Annotated in this window: 11 protein-coding genes, 5 tRNA genes and 1 riboswitch; of the genes, 6 read left to right on the top strand and 10 right to left on the bottom strand. The window is 70.9% G+C overall.

Features of this window, described 5'->3' with window-relative positions; genetic code table 11:
- Together trmB and E2651_RS30410 are read left to right on the top strand one after the other, a co-directional pair.
- A partial coding sequence (gene trmB, locus E2651_RS30415; protein ID WP_245239335.1) for a tRNA (guanosine(46)-N7)-methyltransferase TrmB occupies positions 1–818 on the top strand: 818 nt, incomplete at its 5' end.
- Positions 819–913: 95 nt separating this feature from the next.
- Positions 914–2,257 (top strand): PrsW family intramembrane metalloprotease, encoded by a 1,344-nt coding sequence (locus tag E2651_RS30410; RefSeq protein ID WP_167828934.1) that lies wholly within the window; start codon positions 914–916, stop codon positions 2,255–2,257.
- Here E2651_RS30410 and E2651_RS30405 read toward each other — a convergent pair whose 3' ends face one another.
- The 10 genes from E2651_RS30405 to E2651_RS30360 form a co-directional block, all read right to left on the bottom strand.
- A complete protein-coding gene (locus tag E2651_RS30405) occupies positions 2,258–3,202 on the bottom strand; it encodes an aldo/keto reductase (RefSeq protein WP_135334455.1) in 945 nt (314 codons plus the stop codon).
- A 218-nt stretch (positions 3,203–3,420) separates the two neighbouring features.
- A complete protein-coding gene (locus E2651_RS30400; RefSeq protein ID WP_135334454.1) occupies positions 3,421–4,512 on the bottom strand; it encodes a M23 family metallopeptidase in 1,092 nt (363 codons plus the stop codon).
- An 11-nt stretch (positions 4,513–4,523) separates the two neighbouring features.
- A riboswitch (cyclic di-AMP (ydaO/yuaA leader) is annotated at positions 4,524–4,670 on the bottom strand.
- 221 nt (positions 4,671–4,891) lie between these two features.
- Positions 4,892–6,025 carry a PP2C family protein-serine/threonine phosphatase gene (locus E2651_RS30395; protein ID WP_245239334.1) on the bottom strand — a complete coding sequence of 378 codons (1,134 nt, stop codon included), beginning with the start codon at positions 6,023–6,025 and terminating at the stop codon, positions 4,892–4,894.
- A 225-nt stretch (positions 6,026–6,250) separates the two neighbouring features.
- Positions 6,251–6,324 (bottom strand) — tRNA-Met (locus E2651_RS30390).
- Positions 6,325–6,399: 75 nt separating this feature from the next.
- Complete coding sequence (locus tag E2651_RS30385; protein ID WP_135334452.1) at positions 6,400–7,620, bottom strand: alginate lyase family protein; 1,221 nt, start codon at positions 7,618–7,620, stop codon at positions 6,400–6,402.
- A 649-nt stretch (positions 7,621–8,269) separates the two neighbouring features.
- Positions 8,270–8,342, bottom strand: a tRNA-Lys gene (locus tag E2651_RS30380).
- A gap of 110 nt (positions 8,343–8,452) precedes the next feature.
- Positions 8,453–10,003 carry an amino acid permease gene (locus E2651_RS30375; protein WP_135334451.1) on the bottom strand — a complete coding sequence of 517 codons (1,551 nt, stop codon included), beginning with the start codon at positions 10,001–10,003 and terminating at the stop codon, positions 8,453–8,455.
- Positions 10,004–10,149: 146 nt separating this feature from the next.
- Positions 10,150–12,456, bottom strand: a complete 2,307-nt coding sequence (locus E2651_RS30370; protein ID WP_135334450.1) for a DEAD/DEAH box helicase — start codon at positions 12,454–12,456, stop codon at positions 10,150–10,152.
- A gap of 301 nt (positions 12,457–12,757) precedes the next feature.
- On the bottom strand, positions 12,758–13,333 hold the full coding sequence (locus tag E2651_RS30365) for a hypothetical protein (RefSeq protein WP_135334449.1): 576 nt from the start codon (positions 13,331–13,333) through the stop codon (positions 12,758–12,760).
- Positions 13,334–13,421: 88 nt separating this feature from the next.
- The gene (locus tag E2651_RS30360) at positions 13,422–13,772 is read right to left on the bottom strand and encodes a metallopeptidase family protein (protein WP_190082831.1); all 351 of its coding nucleotides are present in this window, start codon (positions 13,770–13,772) and stop codon (positions 13,422–13,424) included.
- 83 nt (positions 13,773–13,855) lie between these two features.
- Here E2651_RS30360 and E2651_RS30355 point away from each other — a divergent pair, with 83 nt between their 5' ends.
- The 4 genes from E2651_RS30355 to E2651_RS30340 all read left to right on the top strand — a co-directional run bounded on the left by E2651_RS30355 (position 13,856) and on the right by E2651_RS30340 (position 15,765).
- Positions 13,856–15,400, top strand: a complete 1,545-nt coding sequence (locus E2651_RS30355; RefSeq protein ID WP_135334456.1) for a metallophosphoesterase — start codon at positions 13,856–13,858, stop codon at positions 15,398–15,400.
- 80 nt (positions 15,401–15,480) lie between these two features.
- A tRNA-Glu gene (locus E2651_RS30350) sits at positions 15,481–15,553 on the top strand.
- Positions 15,554–15,592: 39 nt separating this feature from the next.
- A tRNA-Asp gene (locus E2651_RS30345) sits at positions 15,593–15,667 on the top strand.
- A 24-nt stretch (positions 15,668–15,691) separates the two neighbouring features.
- Positions 15,692–15,765, top strand: a tRNA-Phe gene (locus E2651_RS30340).
- Positions 15,766–15,835 lie beyond the last annotated feature (70 nt).

Below are 15,835 nucleotides of genomic sequence, written 5' to 3'. Positions count from 1 at the left end.
AGGTCGAGGAAGCGGTACTCCAGGCGCCGCTCCTCGTTCACGCCGTCGTCCGCGTTGACCGTGAAGGGCAGCGGGGCGGCGGTGCCGAGCACCTCGACCCCGGCGGCCCCGCGCCCGACCCCGCGGGGTCGCACCACGAGCGGCGGATCCGCAGCTTCCAGCCCCGCAGGAGCCGGGTCACCACGAGCCAGGCCGACGCCCTGCAGCGGCTGTGGCCCAAGTGGGGGCTCGACATCGACGGGCGGCGCGTCCTCGACCTCGGCGAACTGTTCGGCGGCGAGATGCCCGTCGTACTCGAGATCGGGTTCGGCATGGGCGAGGCGACCGCGCAGATGGCCGCCGATGATCCGGACACCGGGATCCTCGCCGTCGACGTGCACACCCCGGGGCAGGGAAACCTGCTCGGGCTCGCCGATCGCAACGGGCTGAGCAACGTCCGCGTGGCCAACGGCGACGCCGTCATCCTGCTGCGCGAGATGCTCCCGCCCGCCTCACTCGACGGCCTGCGCGTCTACTTCCCCGACCCCTGGCCCAAGGCCCGCCACCACAAGCGCCGCATCATCCAGCCCGAGTTCCTCGCCCTCGCCGCCCCCAGCCTCAAGCCCGGCGCGCTGCTGCACTGCGCGACCGACTGGGAGCCGTACGCCGAACAGATGCTGGAAGTGCTCACCGCACACCCCCTCTTCGAGAACACCCAGGCCGACGGCGGCTACGCCCCCCGCCCCTCCTTCCGCCCCTTCACCCGCTTCGAGGGCCAGGGCCTGGACAAGGGGCATGTGGTCCATGACCTGCTGTTCCGCCGGGTAGCAGCCGAGTAGCAGCCGAGTAGCAGGGAAACAGGAAACCCCCCGCCCGGCGCCAAGGCGGAACGCACCGTCGCGGCGCACCCCTGTCCCTCGTTAGGGTCAACGGCGTGGCCACCAGTTCTCCGCACGCGCACCCCCTGCCCCCGGCAGGGCCCCCCGGGCTCCGCCACGCGCGCTGGTGGCAGCGGCGGGCCATCCGCGCCGCCGCCCTGGTCACGCTGCTCGCCCTCTCCGGGCTCGTCATCCTCGCCCTGGTACGGGAAGAGACCGGCACCGAGGGGTTCCTGGTCGGGCTCGGGCTCGCGACGCTGCCCGTGCCGCTGCTGATAGCCGCCTTCCGCTGGCTGGCCCGGGTACAGCCAGGCCCCTGGCGGAACATCCTGTTCTCCTTCGCCTGGGGAGCCTGCGCCGCCGCCCTCATAGCCATCGTCGCGAACAGCTTCGCGACCCGCTGGATAGCGACCGCCACCGCCGACCCCACCAGCGCGGACACCCTCGGCGCGACCGTCATAGCGCCGATCGTCGAGGAGACGGCCAAGGCCGTGGCCGTCCTGCTCGTCTTCCTCTTCCGCAGACGCGAGTTCACCGGCGTGCTCGACGGCGTCGTGATAGCCGGAGTGACCGCCACCGGCTTCGCGTTCACCGAGAACATCCTCTATCTCGGCAGCGCCTTCGGCACCGACCAGCTCAACGGCGGCACGGGGCTCGCGTCCGTGACGGCGGCGACCTTCTTCGTACGCGTCGTCATGTCCCCCTTCGCGCACCCGCTGTTCACCGTGCTCACCGGCATCGGCTTCGGCCTGGCCGCGCTCGGCACCGACCGCCGGCGACTGCGCCACCTGCTCCTTCCGCCCGCCGGACTGCTCCTCGCGATGGGCCTGCACGCCCTGTGGAACGGCTCGGCGACCTTCGGCGAGTACGGCTTCTTCGCGGTGTACGCGCTCTTCATGCTGCCCGCGTTCGGGCTGCTGACCTGGCTGATGATCTGGCTCAGACAGCGCGGCCTGCGCGTGGTGCGGACCGAGCTGCCCGCGTACGTGCTCGCGGGCTGGCTCACGCCGCCCGAGCCGTACGCGCTCGGCACGATGCGGGCCCGCACCATCGCCCGCGACTACGCCGCGTACACGCAGGGCAAGGCCGCGGCGCGCACGGTCGCGGAGTACGAGGCGTACGCGACGTCGCTCGCCCTGCTCCGGCACCGGGGGCGCCGCGGCCGCGCGGGCGCCGACTTCGTCGTACGGGAGCGGGAGTTGCTGCAGGCGCTGTGGGAGCGCCGCGAACTGGCCCGGCCCGCGCTCGCCTACGCGGCGCGGGCGACGGCACCGGTGCTCGTACCGATGCCGCCCCCGTACGGGTACGGCTACACCCAGCCGGTGACGGCCTACGCCGCCCACGCCACGCACCCGGCGTACCCCGCCTACCAGACCCCGTACAACCCCTACCGCAGCTGATCAGGCGGAAGCCGCCGTCAGCGCGCTCACCTCGGCCTCCGTCAGTTCAAGATCCGCCACCGCGAGCAGCGCCGGCAGCTGCTCGACCGTGCGGGCCGACGCGATCGGCGCGGCCACCGTCGGCTGCGCGGCGAGCCAGGCCAGGGCCACGGTCGCGACCTCGGCGCCGCGCGCGGCCGCGATCTCGTCCAGGGCGGCGAGCACCTTCACGCCCCGCTCGGTCTCCAGGTGCTTGCCCGCGCCCTCGGCCCGCGCGCTGTCGACCCGCGCGCCCGGCCGGTACTTGCCGGTGAGGAAGCCGGAGGCGAGCGCGTAGTACGGCACCGCGGCCAGGCCGGAGCGTGACGCGACCTCCTGGAGCCGGCCCTCGTAGCTGTCGCGGGAGACGAGGTTGTAGTGCGGCTGCAGCGCGACGTACTTGGCGAGGCCCTCGCGGTCGGAGAAGTCGAGGGACTCCTGGAGCCGCTCGGCGGTCAGGTTGGAGGCGGCGATCGCGCGCACCTTGCCCGCCGTCACCAGCTCGTCGAGCGCGGTGATGATCTCCTCGACGGGGACGGCCGGGTCGTCGAAGTGCGTGTAGTAGAGGTCGATGTAGTCGGTGCGCAGTCGGCGCAGCGACTCCTCGGCACCGGACTTGATGGTGTTCGCGGACAGGCCCTTGTAGTCGGGGTGGGCGCCCACCTTGGTGGCGATCACGACGTCGGAGCGACGGCCGCGCGCGGCGAGCCAGTTGCCGATGACGGTCTCGGACTCGCCACCCTTGTTGCCCGGCACCCAGGCCGAGTAGACGTCGGCGGTGTCGACGAAGTTGCCGCCCGCCGCGGTGTAGGCGTCGAGCACGGCGAAGGACTGCGCCTCGTCGGCCGTCCAGCCGAAGACGTTGCCTCCGAGGGCGAGCGGGAAGACCTCGAGGTCGGACGGGCCAAGCGTGCGGAGAGAAGTCATACGGGGCTCAACACCCTTACGGATCCCGGCATTCCGCACTGCGGGATGTCAGTTCCGCGTTTCAGGATATGGGCATGCCGAGCCGGCAGCCCTGGCGTCGGGGGGTTGTCGCCAGGACCGCCGGAGTCACAGGGGGTGCCTCAGACTCAGACTCGGCCTCAACTTCGGCCTTGGCCTCAACTTCGACCTCGGCCTCAACTTCGACCTCGGCCTCGGCCTCAGAGCGACTGGCCCTTGTCCCGCAGCCAGGCGGCCGGGTCGACTCCGGTGGAGTCGCCGCCGGGGTGGACCTCGAGGTGGAGGTGCGGCCCGGTCACATTGCCGGTGGCGCCCACGCGGCCGATGGTGTCGCCGGTGGTGACCTTCTGGCCGACGCTGACACCGATCGAGGACTGGTGGTTGTACCAGAGCTCGGTGCCGTCATCGAGCTCCAGGATGGTGCGGTAGCCGTACGCCCCCGCCCAGCCGGCCTCCTTGACGGTGCCGGAGTGGATCGCCTTGAGGGGCGTGCCCGTCGGCGCCGCGAAGTCGAGGCCGGTGTGGTAGCCGGAGGACCACATGGAGCCGGGCTGACCGAAGGTGCTGGTGATCGTGTACGAACCGACCGGGAGGGTGTAGCTCTTGGCGAGCTTCGCCAGGCGCTCCGCCTCGGCCTTGCGCGCGGCTTCCTCTTCCGCCTTCTTCTTGGCGGCGGCCTTCGCGGCGGCGATCTTCTTCTCGGCCGCGGTCTGCTCGGCGGCGGCCCGCTCGGCGGCCTTCTTGACGGCGGCTTCTTCGGCCGCCTTCTGGACCGCGTCGTCCGCCTGGTCCTGCTGGTTCTCGGCCTGCTGCATGATGCGGGCCCGCAGCGCCTCGCCGGCGTCGGTGGTGCCCTGCTCGGCGTCCGCGGTGCTGACACCGGCGGCGGTGAGGGGGGCGGCGGTCGTCACGCCGGCGTCGGAGGAGCCCGAGTCGTCGGAGTCGTCGGAGTCGTCGGATATCAGGGAGCCCACGCCGGGAAGCGACTTGGCCTCCGGCAGCGAGTCCGTGACGGCCGAGATGTCCGGCATCTCGATGGAGACCGGGGGCTTGCCGCCCTGCGCGGTGGCGATGCCGCCCGCGCCGACGGCGGCGATGACGCCCACGCCGAGGACGGTGGAGCTGCGGGCGAGCCCGCCGCCGCCCTTCTTGTGGACGCGGTGCCTGCCGCGAACGGGACGGATGGACTCCTCGGTCGGGTTCCACTCCTCCCAAGGCTCATCTTCGTAGGCACCGAAGTCGTCGTCATTCGGTACGAAAACGGCTTGGGGGGCAGGCCGGTTGGACGCCACTGGGGCGCGCTCCTTTCCTTCCTTCTCGCCTACCGGGTTAGCTGACGGGTTCGGAGCAGGAAGGTCTCCTACGAACATCTGGCACGGATGCACAGATGCCCGATTCACCCCAATTGGTGGTTCCCCGGCTCCCTTTCGGGATTAGGCGTGTGCGCACGGAGCCGACTCGAGTGACGGCTGGGACGACCGCGCTGCGTTATCGAACGTTAATAGACGGCAGTGCCGTATTCCAAGCCGTTCCGACTGATCGTTAACGCCGTTGGCCTGTACTTAACGGGACACTGGGGGCCGGAACAGGGCGAGTTGACCGCACTTCTTCACACACCGGACCTTCACACCGCCTTGACAGTACGTCAGTTGTTATGCGGAGTGGTGCGATTCAGTCACGGCCCGTGACATCGGACGGGGCATCGGCCGGTGCGTCGGCGGCGTCAGGCCGCCGCACCGCGAGCAGCGCCATGTCGTCCGTCCCGCCGCCTCCGGTGTGCCGGCGCACCTCTTCGGCCAGCGTCGCGAGCAGCATGTCCGGACCGTGGGGCCCGGGAAAGATCCGGCCGCCGAGCCGGGCCGCCGGGTTGTAGAACTCGCCACGGATGTCCCGCGCCTCCGAGAGCCCGTCGGTGTAGAGCAGCAGCATCGCCCCCGGCGGGAACTCCGCCTCGTCGGCGCGGTCCGGCCAGCCCCCCAGGTCGCCCATCCCGAGCGGCAGCGCGGGCTCGCTCGCGGACAGCACGCACAGCCGTCCGTCGCCGCGCAGGAGCAGCGGCTCGGGATGCCCGCGGTTGAGGATGCGGATGGCCCGGTCGCCGTGCGGGATCTCGGCGAGGACGGCGGTGGTGAACCCCTCGAAGGCGTCGAGCCCGTTGCGCCGCGTGCCCTCCCGCGCGAGCGCCCGCTCCAGCCGCTGCGCCACCGCCTCCAGCGTCGCCTCCTGCTCGGCCGCCTCCCGGAACGCCCCGATGACCACGGCGACGGCCGCCACCGCGCCCATCCCCTTGCCGCGTACGTCGCCGACGATGACGCGTACGCCGTGCGGGGTGTCCTGCACGGCGTACAGATCCCCGCCGATGAACGCGTCGGCGTCCGCGGCCTCGTACCGCGCCGCGATGTCGAGCCCGCCGATCCGGTGATCCGGCTGTGGCAGCACGGCGCGCTGGGCGGTCTCCGAGATGGTGCGGGCGGAGGCGAGCTGTTGGTCGCTGCGGCGTACGACGCTGTTGATGAGGGCGGCGAGCACGGCGACGGTCACCAGGGTGAGGAGCTCGGTGACGGCCTCGACGTCGGTGGTGGTGTTGTTGAAGTGCAGGCCGAGCACGGCGAGGCAGGAGGCGGCGCCGATGAGGCTGGTGCTCAGGAGCGAGTAGAAGGGCGCGGCGATCAGCGGGGCGGCGGTGAACAGGGGCGCCGCGGTGAACTCCGGAGGGGTCGACAGGTCGTACACGACACCGACGACCAGGAGGAGCCACGGGAGGGCCCGCACGAGCGCCCGCTCGTGGGTGACGTCCGGACTCATGCCCGACCCCTCTCCGGGGTTTCTCGGACGTCCTCGCTGCCCCACCGCTCGTCTCCTGCCGAAGTCCGCGCCCGGGACCAGCCCCATGACCGCACCTGTCCAGGTTTCCCGGAGCGGCGGCGGGCGGCGAGCCGTGTGGGCCGACCGGATGACGTCACAGGGGGGGGAACGCGAAAACGCCTGAGGCCCGGATCCATGATCTGGATCCGGGCCTCAGGACTTCAGTAGCGGGGACAGGATTTGAACCTGCGACCTCTGGGTTATGAGCCCAGCGAGCTACCGAGCTGCTCCACCCCGCGCCGTTGAAATGAACAGTACGCCATGTGGCGGGGTAAAAGCGAACCGGTTGACGGGAGGGGCGAAACCGCAGGTCGCTAAGCGTTTTCGGCGTGCGTCAGGGTCTCCCAGGCCACGAAGAGACCGTCCGTGCCCTCGGGCCGCCGCCCCTCCGTGAATTTCTCCGTGTTCGGGAGATCCAGCTTCAGCCGCTGCCCCAGGTGATTGAGGCCGACCTCGGTGTCGGGCCCCATGTCGCGCTGCACCTTTCCGCCGCACAGCCACTTGGGCGCCTTGGTCCCCAGCTGGTACTTGGAGTGGAATTCGAACGCGGCCCGCAGCCGGTCCTCGACCTCTCCGTAGAGGTCGACGCCCTGGTGCCAGGCGGTCTCCGCGATGTGCGCGGTGGCCGCGAGCGAGTAGCTGGCGTGCTTGAAATTGCGGCAGGTCTCCTGGGAGAGCCCGTCGGCGAAGGTCTTCTGCCCGAACCAGTACTTCTGGAGCTTCTCCGGGGTGTTGATGGCGCTGCCCGCGGGCGAGACGGGGAGCGGACCGTCCGACTTCATATAGAAGTAGGCGGGTACGCGGTCCCGGAAGTGCGTCACCGCCTTCTCGAACGACTCGTGGTCGTCGAGGAACACCGCCATGCTGATGGTCGCGTCGGCCATCAGGAGATCCCAGTTGCCGTTGAAGTCGGCGGCCCCTTCGCGCACTTGGGGCAGATAGGCGTTGCGCAGCATCCGCTCGAAGCGGAGCAGCCGGCCGTCGGTCCAGCCGTCGTAGGAGTAGCGCACGGCCTCGGCCGCGCGCGCCCAGGACGAGGCGGCCCACGCCGTCTGGAGCCCGGCGTTGGCCTCCGTGTGTCCGGTGATCACCTGCGCCCAGGCGTCCATGATCTGCACGGCCTTCGCGGCGTGCGCCTTCTCGCCGGTGATGTTCCAGAGCAGCGCGTGGGTGTACGCGGCGATGGCGTCATCGCGCTCTTCGACGCAGCCCTGGCCGGGGCGGGTGTCGGGCGGGCAGTCGACGACGGCGTACGGCGTGGCCTGGTAGTCGTCCGCCGCGTACTCGCTGGCCCGCATCTGCTCGAACGCCCCCAGCCAGGGCTGCTCCCGCGCCGCCACGTGCGCGCGCACCCGCGCCAGCTGGGCCTTGCTGACCAGCACTCCGGGGTGCTCGAAGGCCAAGTTGGCGGGGCGCGCCCGCTCGGTCGCACCGCCCGAGCCGCCGCCGGAACCGCCGCAGGCCGCCGCGACGCCGATCAGGAGCGGCACGAGCACCATGACTAGAGCCCGTCGTACGGAACGTACGGAACCCATGCTGCACCTCCGGACCTCCGGGTCGACCACCTGGCAGGCTCAGCGTCACTCGTGGGCCGCGGGGGCGCAGGCAAGGCGGGGCCGTTCGGGCGACCGGAGGGAGCCGGAGGGAGCCGGAGGGAGCCGGAGGGAGCCGGACATGCCACAGGCCCAGATCAGAGGTTCCTGACTGGGGGACGGCGCCATGTGGCAGCACCTGTCGGCCGACGACCGTGTGGCGTACTGGACTCCATTCCTCGCGCCCTGCACCGGTAGGGCCGGGGCGATTCGTCAGGGAGTGTTCATGCGTGGATTCGTGGCCACTGTGATCTCTGCGGTCTGTCTGCTGGCTGCCGGTCCGAGCGTTGCGCACGCCGCCGCTCTGCCGATTCCTCCCGGACCGATCCCCGACGAGTGTGTGCGCGGCTACGGCACCGATGGTGACGCGGTGCTGGTGTGCTACCCATGTCTGTTGTTGACGTCGAGTCCGGGTACGGTCCCGGTGTTCATGGACCACGCGCGGAACCCGTGTCCGACAGTGATTGTGGGTGAGGCGCCGGCCTCGGGGTGGCCCGCTTCGATTCCGCGCACCGGACGAGCTATCGATCTTCAAAGCCCTGAAACGCACCGCAGGCCCAGATCAGATGCCTTCTGACCTGGGCCTGAGCGGTAGACCGTGTGGGACTCGAACCCACAACCAATGGATTAAAAGTCCACTGCTCTGCCAATTGAGCTAACGGTCCGTGCCGACGCACCCCACGAGCATAGCGGGACGGGCCCCGTCGTCCGATCGGGTATCGCCTCCGGGCCCGTCGCGAGTTCCGCGCCGGGCCCTCGAGCGGGCCTGGGACGGTCAGAGATCGGCCTGGTCGGGCGACACGGAGCGGGCCGCCTCGCGGGCCAGGGTGCGCTCGTGCTCCGGGTTGAGGAACCAGTACCTGGCGGATGCCAGCCACCAGGTCGCGGCGAAGCCGAGCACCACGAGGACCGCGATCGGGGCGTAGTTGAAGGTCTTCCAGGTGACCGGCGATACCTGCGGCAGCATGAAGAGGACCGTGATCACGCCGACCCAGGCCACCGCCACGATCCCGATCGGGCGCGACCAGCGGCCCAAGTGCCAGGGCCCGCGCTCGAATTGGTCGCCCTTGCGCAGCCGGAGCAGGGTCGGGACGACGTACGCGATGTAGAGCCCGATGACGGCGATCGAGGTCACCGCCGCGTACGCCGTCACGTTGATCAGGTACGGAAGTCCGAGCACCAGCGCGCCGAGCGCGGCCAGCCAGACCGCCGCGACGGGCGTGCGCGTACGCGGGTTGACCGTGTGCCAGATGTGCGAGAACGGCAGCGCTCCGTCCCGCGAGAAGGCGTAGATCATCCGGGAGTTGGCGGTCACGGACGCCATGCCGCAGAAGAGCTGCGCGCCGATGACGACGAGCAGGAGCAGCTTGCCGGCGGTCGCCCCGAGGGCGTCGAGCAGGATCTGCGCGGGCGGCGCTCCCGTGGCCGACCCCAGCGCACCCTCGTACGACTGGATGGCGAAGGTGAAGCCGAGCAGCAGCACGAAGCCCGCGATCCAGGACGTCCAGATGGAGCGGACGATGCCGCGCGGTCCCGCCGTGGACGCGTCGTGGGTCTCCTCGGTCATGTGCGCCGACGCGTCGTACCCGGTGAAGGTGTACTGGGCCATCAGGAGGCCGATGAGGGCGACATAGAGGCCGCTGCCCCACCCCGTGTTGTTCACGAACTCCGTGAAGACGAAGGACGCCGACTGGTGCGAGTCCGGCGAGAACGCGAGCGCGCCGACGATGACCGCGACGCCGATGACGTGCCACCAGACGCTGACGCTGTTGAGCAGGCCGACGATGCGTACGCCGAAGGTGTTCAGGAGTCCGTGCAGGACGAGGATGGCGGCGAAGAGCAGGATCGTGCGCTCCTCGGTGACCTGGAAGTCGAACTGGAGGTTCAGGTACGCGCCCAGGAACGACGCGGCTCCGAAGTCGATGCCCGCGGTGACGGCGACCTGGCCGAGGACGTTGAACCAGCCCGTGAACCACGCCCAGGCGGCCGCCGTGCGGGGCGGTGCGAGGCGGTGCGCCCAGAAGTAGAGCCCGGCCGATGTCGGGTACGCCGAGCAGATCTCGGCCATGGCGAGGCCGACGAAGAGGGTCATCAGGCCGACAACGACCCAGCCCCAGGTGATCAGGGCCGGGCCGCCGGTGTTCATGCCGAACAGGTACATCGTGAGGCAGCCGGAGAGGACCGAGATGATCGTGAAGGAGACCGCGTAGTTGGAGAACGCGGACATGCGGCGCGCGAGCACCTGGGTGTAGCCGAGCTGGGCCAGGCGCTCCTCGTCGGAGCCGGGTGGTGGTGGTTCGCCGTTCTTTCCGTCAGTGGTCGTCATGCAGCAGCGTTGCCCACGGCAGGGACATGACACACGTCACGTTTGGCATACGGCAGCGGGCCCGCCCCCGAAGGGACGGGCCCGCTGCCGTTCAGTCAGTCACTCGGGCATCAGCCGATGACTCAGCCGACGACTCAGCCGCCGACTCAGCCGTTGCGCTTCCAGCGCGGCTTGTCGTCGCGGCGGCCGAAGGAACCGGTGCCGGTGCCGGAGCGGTCGCGGTTGAACGCCGGGCGGTCGTGGCCACCGGAGCGGGCGCCGCCGGAGGGGCGGTCGTCACGGCGGTCACGGTTGAACGGACGGTCGCTGCCGCGGTGGCCGCCAGAGGGGCGGTCGTCGCGACGGAAGGAACCGCCACGGTCACCCGACGGACGGTCGTCACGACGGAAGCCGCCACGGTCGCCCGAGGGACGCTCGTCACGACGGAAGGAACCGCCACGGTCACCCGACGGACGGTCGTCACGACGGAAGCCGCCACGGTCACCCGAGGGACGCTCGTCACGACGGAAGCCACCACGGTCACCCGAGGGGCGGTCGCCGCCACGGAAGCCACCCTCACGGCGGTCGCCACCACGGAAGCCGGAGCCGCCACGGTCGTCACGACGCTCGAAGGAACGGCCACCACGGTCGCCACCCTCACGGCGGTCACCGCCACGGAAGCCACCCTCACGGCGGTCGCCACCACGGAAGCCGGAGCCACCGCGGTCGTCACGACGCTCGAAGGAACGGCCACCACGGTCGTCACGGCGCTCGCGCTCGTAGTTGCCGCGCTCGTCGCGCTGCGGACGGCGCTCCTCGCGGGCGGCCGGGGCGGCGGACTGCTCCGGGACGGAGGCGGCGGCCTCGACGGCGGCCTCGGCAGCGGCGGCGGCCTCGGCCACCGCGGCCTCCGGGTCGTCACCGCGCTCGCGGGCGGCACGCGCGGTGAGGCGCGAGGCCTCCTCGCGCAGCTCGGTGGCGCGGCGCGTGGCGCGCTCCAGCTCCTTGGTGAGGTCCTTGACCTCACGCTCGGCCTGGGTCGCCGCGTTGCCCGCGGAGTCGGCCTGCACCTCGGTCATCGAACGGGCGCCGGTGATCTCGGCGACCTCCGGCTCGAAGGTGCCGCCGCCGTTGATGATGTGACGCGAGGCGTCGACGCCCGCGTCCTCCATCAGGCGGAAGATCTGACGGCGCTGGTGCGGCAGGGACAGCGAGACGACCGTGCCGGAGCGGCCCGCGCGAGCGGTACGGCCGGAGCGGTGCAGGTAGTCCTTGTGGTCGCCGGCCGGGTCCACGTTCAGGACCAGGTCGATGCCGTCGACGTGGATGCCGCGGGCGGCGACGTCGGTGGCGACGAGCGCGTTGACGTAGCCCTTCTTGAAGTCCTCGAGGACGCGGGTGCGGGCACCCTGCGTCATGCCGCCGTGCAGCGCGTCGGCCTTCACACCGGACTCGCAGAGCTGCTCGGCGATGCGGTCGGCGCCCAGCTGGGTGCGGACGAAGATGATCGTGCGGCCCTTGCGCGCGGCGATGGCGGCCGTGACGGGCGCCTTGTCGCGGGGCTTCACGATCAGGATGTGGTGGGTCATGGTCGTGACGGCGCCCTGGGCGGCGTCGACCTCGTGCGTGACCGGGTTGTTCAGGTAGCGCTTGACCAGCGTGGAGATCTCGTTCTCCATCGTGGCCGAGAACAGCATCCGCTGGCCGCCGGACGGCACCTGGTCGAGCAGCTCGGTGACCTCGGGCAGGAAGCCCAGGTCGGACATCTGGTCGGCCTCGTCGAGCACCGCGATCTGGGTGTTCTCCAGCGAGCAGGCGCCACGGCTGATGATGTCGCGCAGACGGCCCGGCGTGGCGACGAGGATGTCGACGCCGCGCTCGAGGGCGTAGATCTGGTTGCCCATGGACGTACCGCCGCAGACGACCTTCATCTTCAGGCCGAGTACGTCGCCGTACGGCTGAAGCGCGTCCGCGACCTGCATCGCCAGCTCGCGGGTCGGGGTCAGGATGACGCCGCGGGGCTTCTTCTTCTCGGTGTGGCCCTCGGCCAGCTGCGCCAGCATCGGCAGACCGAAGGAGAGGGTCTTGCCGGAGCCGGTGCGGCCGCGGCCCAGGATGTCCTTGCCGGCCAGGGCGTCCGGGATGGTCGCGGCCTGGATCGGGAAGGGGGTGTGCACGCCGTTGCGGGCGAGCTTGCGGACGACACCGTCGGGCAGACCGAGGTCGCCGAAGGTGATCTCGGGCTCGGCGTCGGCGTCGACGTCGGCGTCGGCGTCGGCGTCGGCGTCGGCCTCAACGGCATCAGCTTCGGCGTCGGCGTCGGTGGTGACCTCGGTGACGTCCTCGGCCGGGGCGGTCTCGACGATCTCGACGGCCTCGGCGACAACCTCTACGGCGTCGTTCTCGACGGTCTCGACAGCCTCGACGGCCTCGTTCTCGGGCAGGACGGCGTGGTCAGAACTGAAAATGGACATGCGAAATGCGAAACCTTCCGGAGTCTCGGCACGCGCCCGTCAACTCCGTGATTTCGCAATGGACCGCCTCTATGCGGTCAGCCACGGCAAGGGAGAGTACGCGCCACGCGGCGCTCTTCTGTGTCGGCGCCGGGCAAATGGGATCAAACGATCTACCACCATACGCACCCACCCCCCCCTAAGGCAAACCGAGCTGCCCGAGGCACCTTCGATTCAAGGCCTCACGGCCGGGCTCACCTGCGACGAAGCGGGTTTCGGACAGCGGCTGATCTACGTCGGTCCACCTCCGGAGTACGCCGATCTACGCGGGCCCGGCCTCCGGAGAGGGCTCCCGCGACACCGGCTCCGTCGACCGCTGCCCGAGCTGGGCGTCCTGCTGGGTCTCCTCGTGCGCCGACGAGGAGGGCTCCGGGGTGGGCGGCGTGGGCGTCGGCGTGGGAGACGGCTTCGGCGTGGTGGGCTTCGGCGTGGGGGACGGCTTCGGCGGCCTGGGCTTGGTGGGGCTCGGCCGCCCGCCCGTCGTCGGCGCGGCCGGGGCGGCGGAGGTCCCGGACGCGGAGGCGGAAGCCGGGGCGGCGGCACCCGACGTCGCATCACCGGCACCGGCGTCCCGGTCCTTGCCCTTGCCCTTGCCCGTCCGCTTCCCGTGCCCGTCGCCCTTCGCGTCGCCGCGCCCGCCGCCGGAACCACCGCCGGCCGAGCCGCCGCCCGGCGAGACACCACCGCCGTCCGGGGCCGCCGCCCCGTCACGCTGCCCCGCGGAGCGCGCGGGTCCCGGCGCATCGCGCCCGTCGTCACCGATGCTCATGCAGCCCGCGGTCGCCATGACGGCCACCGCCGCCGCGGCCCACCGGACAGGAACGTACAACTGGCGCACGGCCGAGCACCTCCGAGGCGCTGGAAATGGGGACGCCCTGCCCAACTCCCCTGCCCCGCAAGAGGACACGGACCTCGCCGCCGTCCCGTCAGCCGTAGCCCAGCGCGTGCAGCCGCTCGTCGTCGATCCCGAAGTGATGGGCGACCTCATGCACCACGGTGATCTCCGTCTCCGCCACGACGTCCTCGCGCGACTCACACATCCGGAGTGTCGGCCCCCGGTAGATGGTGATGCGGTCGGGCAGCACTCCCGCGTACCACTCGCCCCGGTCGGTCAGCGGAGTTCCCTCGTAGAGCCCGAGCAGCTCGGGATCCTCGGCGGGCGGTTCGTCCTCCACGAACACCGCCACGTTGTCCATCAACCGCGTCAACTCCGGCGGAATCCGGTCGAGCGCCTCGGCGACCAGTTCCTCGAACTCTTCCCGCGTCATCTCCAGCACACCCCCATTGTCGGCCACCGTCCCGCATGGCCACCCGCCGCCGTGGGCATACGGGACCAATGACCCGCGACGTCACAGTCGTCATGCAGGGGATGAAAAGGATCAAGGGCATACGAAGGGCGCCCACCGCCCTCGTACGCCACTACCGCGCACGCCACACGCATCCGGTGGGCGAACTGATCAGCCCCCCGCACCCGTACGGCCGCGCCGTCGGCCTGGTCGCGGTCGTCCTGCTCGGCGCGTGGCTCGGCCTGCTGATCCTGGGCAGCGCGCACGTACCCGTGGGCCCGATGGACACCCGGATGACGCTGCGCCCCTCGGCCACCGGCGGCACGAAGATCGACGTATCGCCGCTCGGCGCCCTGGAACTGCGCTCGCACACGGCCCCCATCCGCCTGGACGTGGACGTGGACCGCCTGGACCCGGTGCGCTCACAGGCCCTGGTCGACCACCCCGAGCGGCTCTCCGGGCTCCAGGAGGAGGTGGCGCGGGACGTCGAGCACGGCACGCTCGACCTGGCCGCACGCTCCTGCGTGGCCGTCGTCTCGGGGGCCACGGCACTGGGCCTCGCCGTCTACCGCCGCCCGCGCCGCGCGCTCGCGGCGGGCGGCCTCGCCCTCGCCCTGCTCGCGGCGTCGGGCACGGCGGCGTACGCGACATGGAACCCCAAGTCGGTCCTGGAGCCGAAGTTCTCGGGCCTGCTGAGCAGCGCGCCTTCCGTGGTGGGCAACGCGCGCAACATCGTCAGCGAATTCGACGTGTACCAACAGGAGTTGGCCCGCCTGGTCACCAACGTGACGAAGCTGTACGACGTGACGTCGACGCTCCCCGCGTACCAGCCGAACCCGTCCACGATCCGGGTCCTGCACGTCTCGGACATCCACCTGAACCCCGCGAGCTGGAAGATCATCGCCTCGCTCGTCGAGCAGTACGGCATCAACGTCATCGTCGACTCCGGCGACACGATGGACCACGGCAGCGCGGCGGAGAACGCCTTCCTGGACCCGGTCGAGGACCTGGGCGCGCCGTACGTCTGGGTGCGGGGCAACCACGACTCGCGCACGACGCAGCGCTACCTCCAGCGCATGAAGAACGTGCACGTCCTGGACGAGGGCAGGGCCGTGTCGGTCGCGGGCCTGCGCTTCGCCGGCACGGGCGATCCGCAGTACACACCCGACCGCTCGGTCGCCGCGGAGGGCAGGCCCGTCGAGGTGATGGCCGGCATCCGGCTCGCATCGGCCCTGCGCGACCAGAAGGCCGCGGGCACCCCCGTCGACGTGGCCGTCGCGCACAACCCGGACGCGGCGCGCGAGACGGACGGCGAGGTGCCGCTGGTCCTGGCCGGCCATGTCCACCACCAGGAGATGGAGGTCATGGAGGGCGGCACGCGCCTGCGCATCGAGGGCTCGACGGGGGGCAGCGGGCTGCGCGCCGTGGAGGGCAAGTACCCCGACCCGGTCGAGGCGTCGATCCTCTACCTGGACCGCGACACCCGCAGGCTCCAGGCCTGGGACGAGATCAGGCTGGGTGGCCTCGGCCTGACGAAGGCGGAGGTCAGCCGCCATCTCCCCAAGGAGAACCAGCCCGGCGCGACCCCGTCGCCCCCGCCGCCGAGCGGCTCCCCCTAAACCGTTTTGGCGATAGCTCCCCGCATCCCATATGCTTCTCACGTCCCCGACGCGCTGCAAAGCGCCCAGGTGGGCCCTTAGCCCTCATCGTCTAGTGGCCCAGGACGCCGCCCTTTCAAGGCGGTAGCACGGGTTCGAATCCCGTTGGGGGCACGCAACACCTTGTGCGAGACTAGTGCTCGCACAACGCTTGGTCCTGTGGAGCAGTTTGGAGTGCTCGCCACCCTGTCAAGGTGGAGGCCGCGGGTTCAAATCCCGTCAGGACCGCTTGCAGTTCTTCTCGAACTGCGTGGCTGGGTAGCTCAGTTGGTACGAGCGATCGCCTGAAAAGCGATAGGTCGCCGGTTCGATCCCGGCCCCAGCCACTTCTTCGAAGGCCCCGTCCAGTCGGACGGGGCCTTCGCCGTTCCCCGGCAAAGGCGAGCGGCCTACCCC

Source organism: Streptomyces sp. MZ04 (assembly GCF_004684775.1).
Lineage (GTDB): Bacteria > Actinomycetota > Actinomycetes > Streptomycetales > Streptomycetaceae > Streptomyces.
The sequence above is the reverse complement of the archived record's forward strand: the minus strand, read 5'-3'. Positions and strand labels throughout refer to the sequence as shown.

Bases quoted from the DNA above. Each gene is read 5' to 3' on its own strand.
- E2651_RS30355 (WP_135334456.1), top strand. From the start codon at position 13,856: ATGCAGGGGATGAAAAGGATCAAGGGCATACGAAGGGCGCCCACCGCC.
- E2651_RS30370 (WP_135334450.1), bottom strand. From the start codon at position 12,456: ATGTCCATTTTCAGTTCTGACCACGCCGTCCTGCCCGAGAACGAGGCC.
- E2651_RS30405 (WP_135334455.1), bottom strand. From the start codon at position 3,202: ATGACTTCTCTCCGCACGCTTGGCCCGTCCGACCTCGAGGTCTTCCCG.
- E2651_RS30385 (WP_135334452.1), bottom strand. From the start codon at position 7,620: ATGGGTTCCGTACGTTCCGTACGACGGGCTCTAGTCATGGTGCTCGTG.
- E2651_RS30375 (WP_135334451.1), bottom strand. From the start codon at position 10,003: ATGACGACCACTGACGGAAAGAACGGCGAACCACCACCACCCGGCTCC.
- E2651_RS30395 (WP_245239334.1), bottom strand. From the start codon at position 6,025: ATGAGTCCGGACGTCACCCACGAGCGGGCGCTCGTGCGGGCCCTCCCG.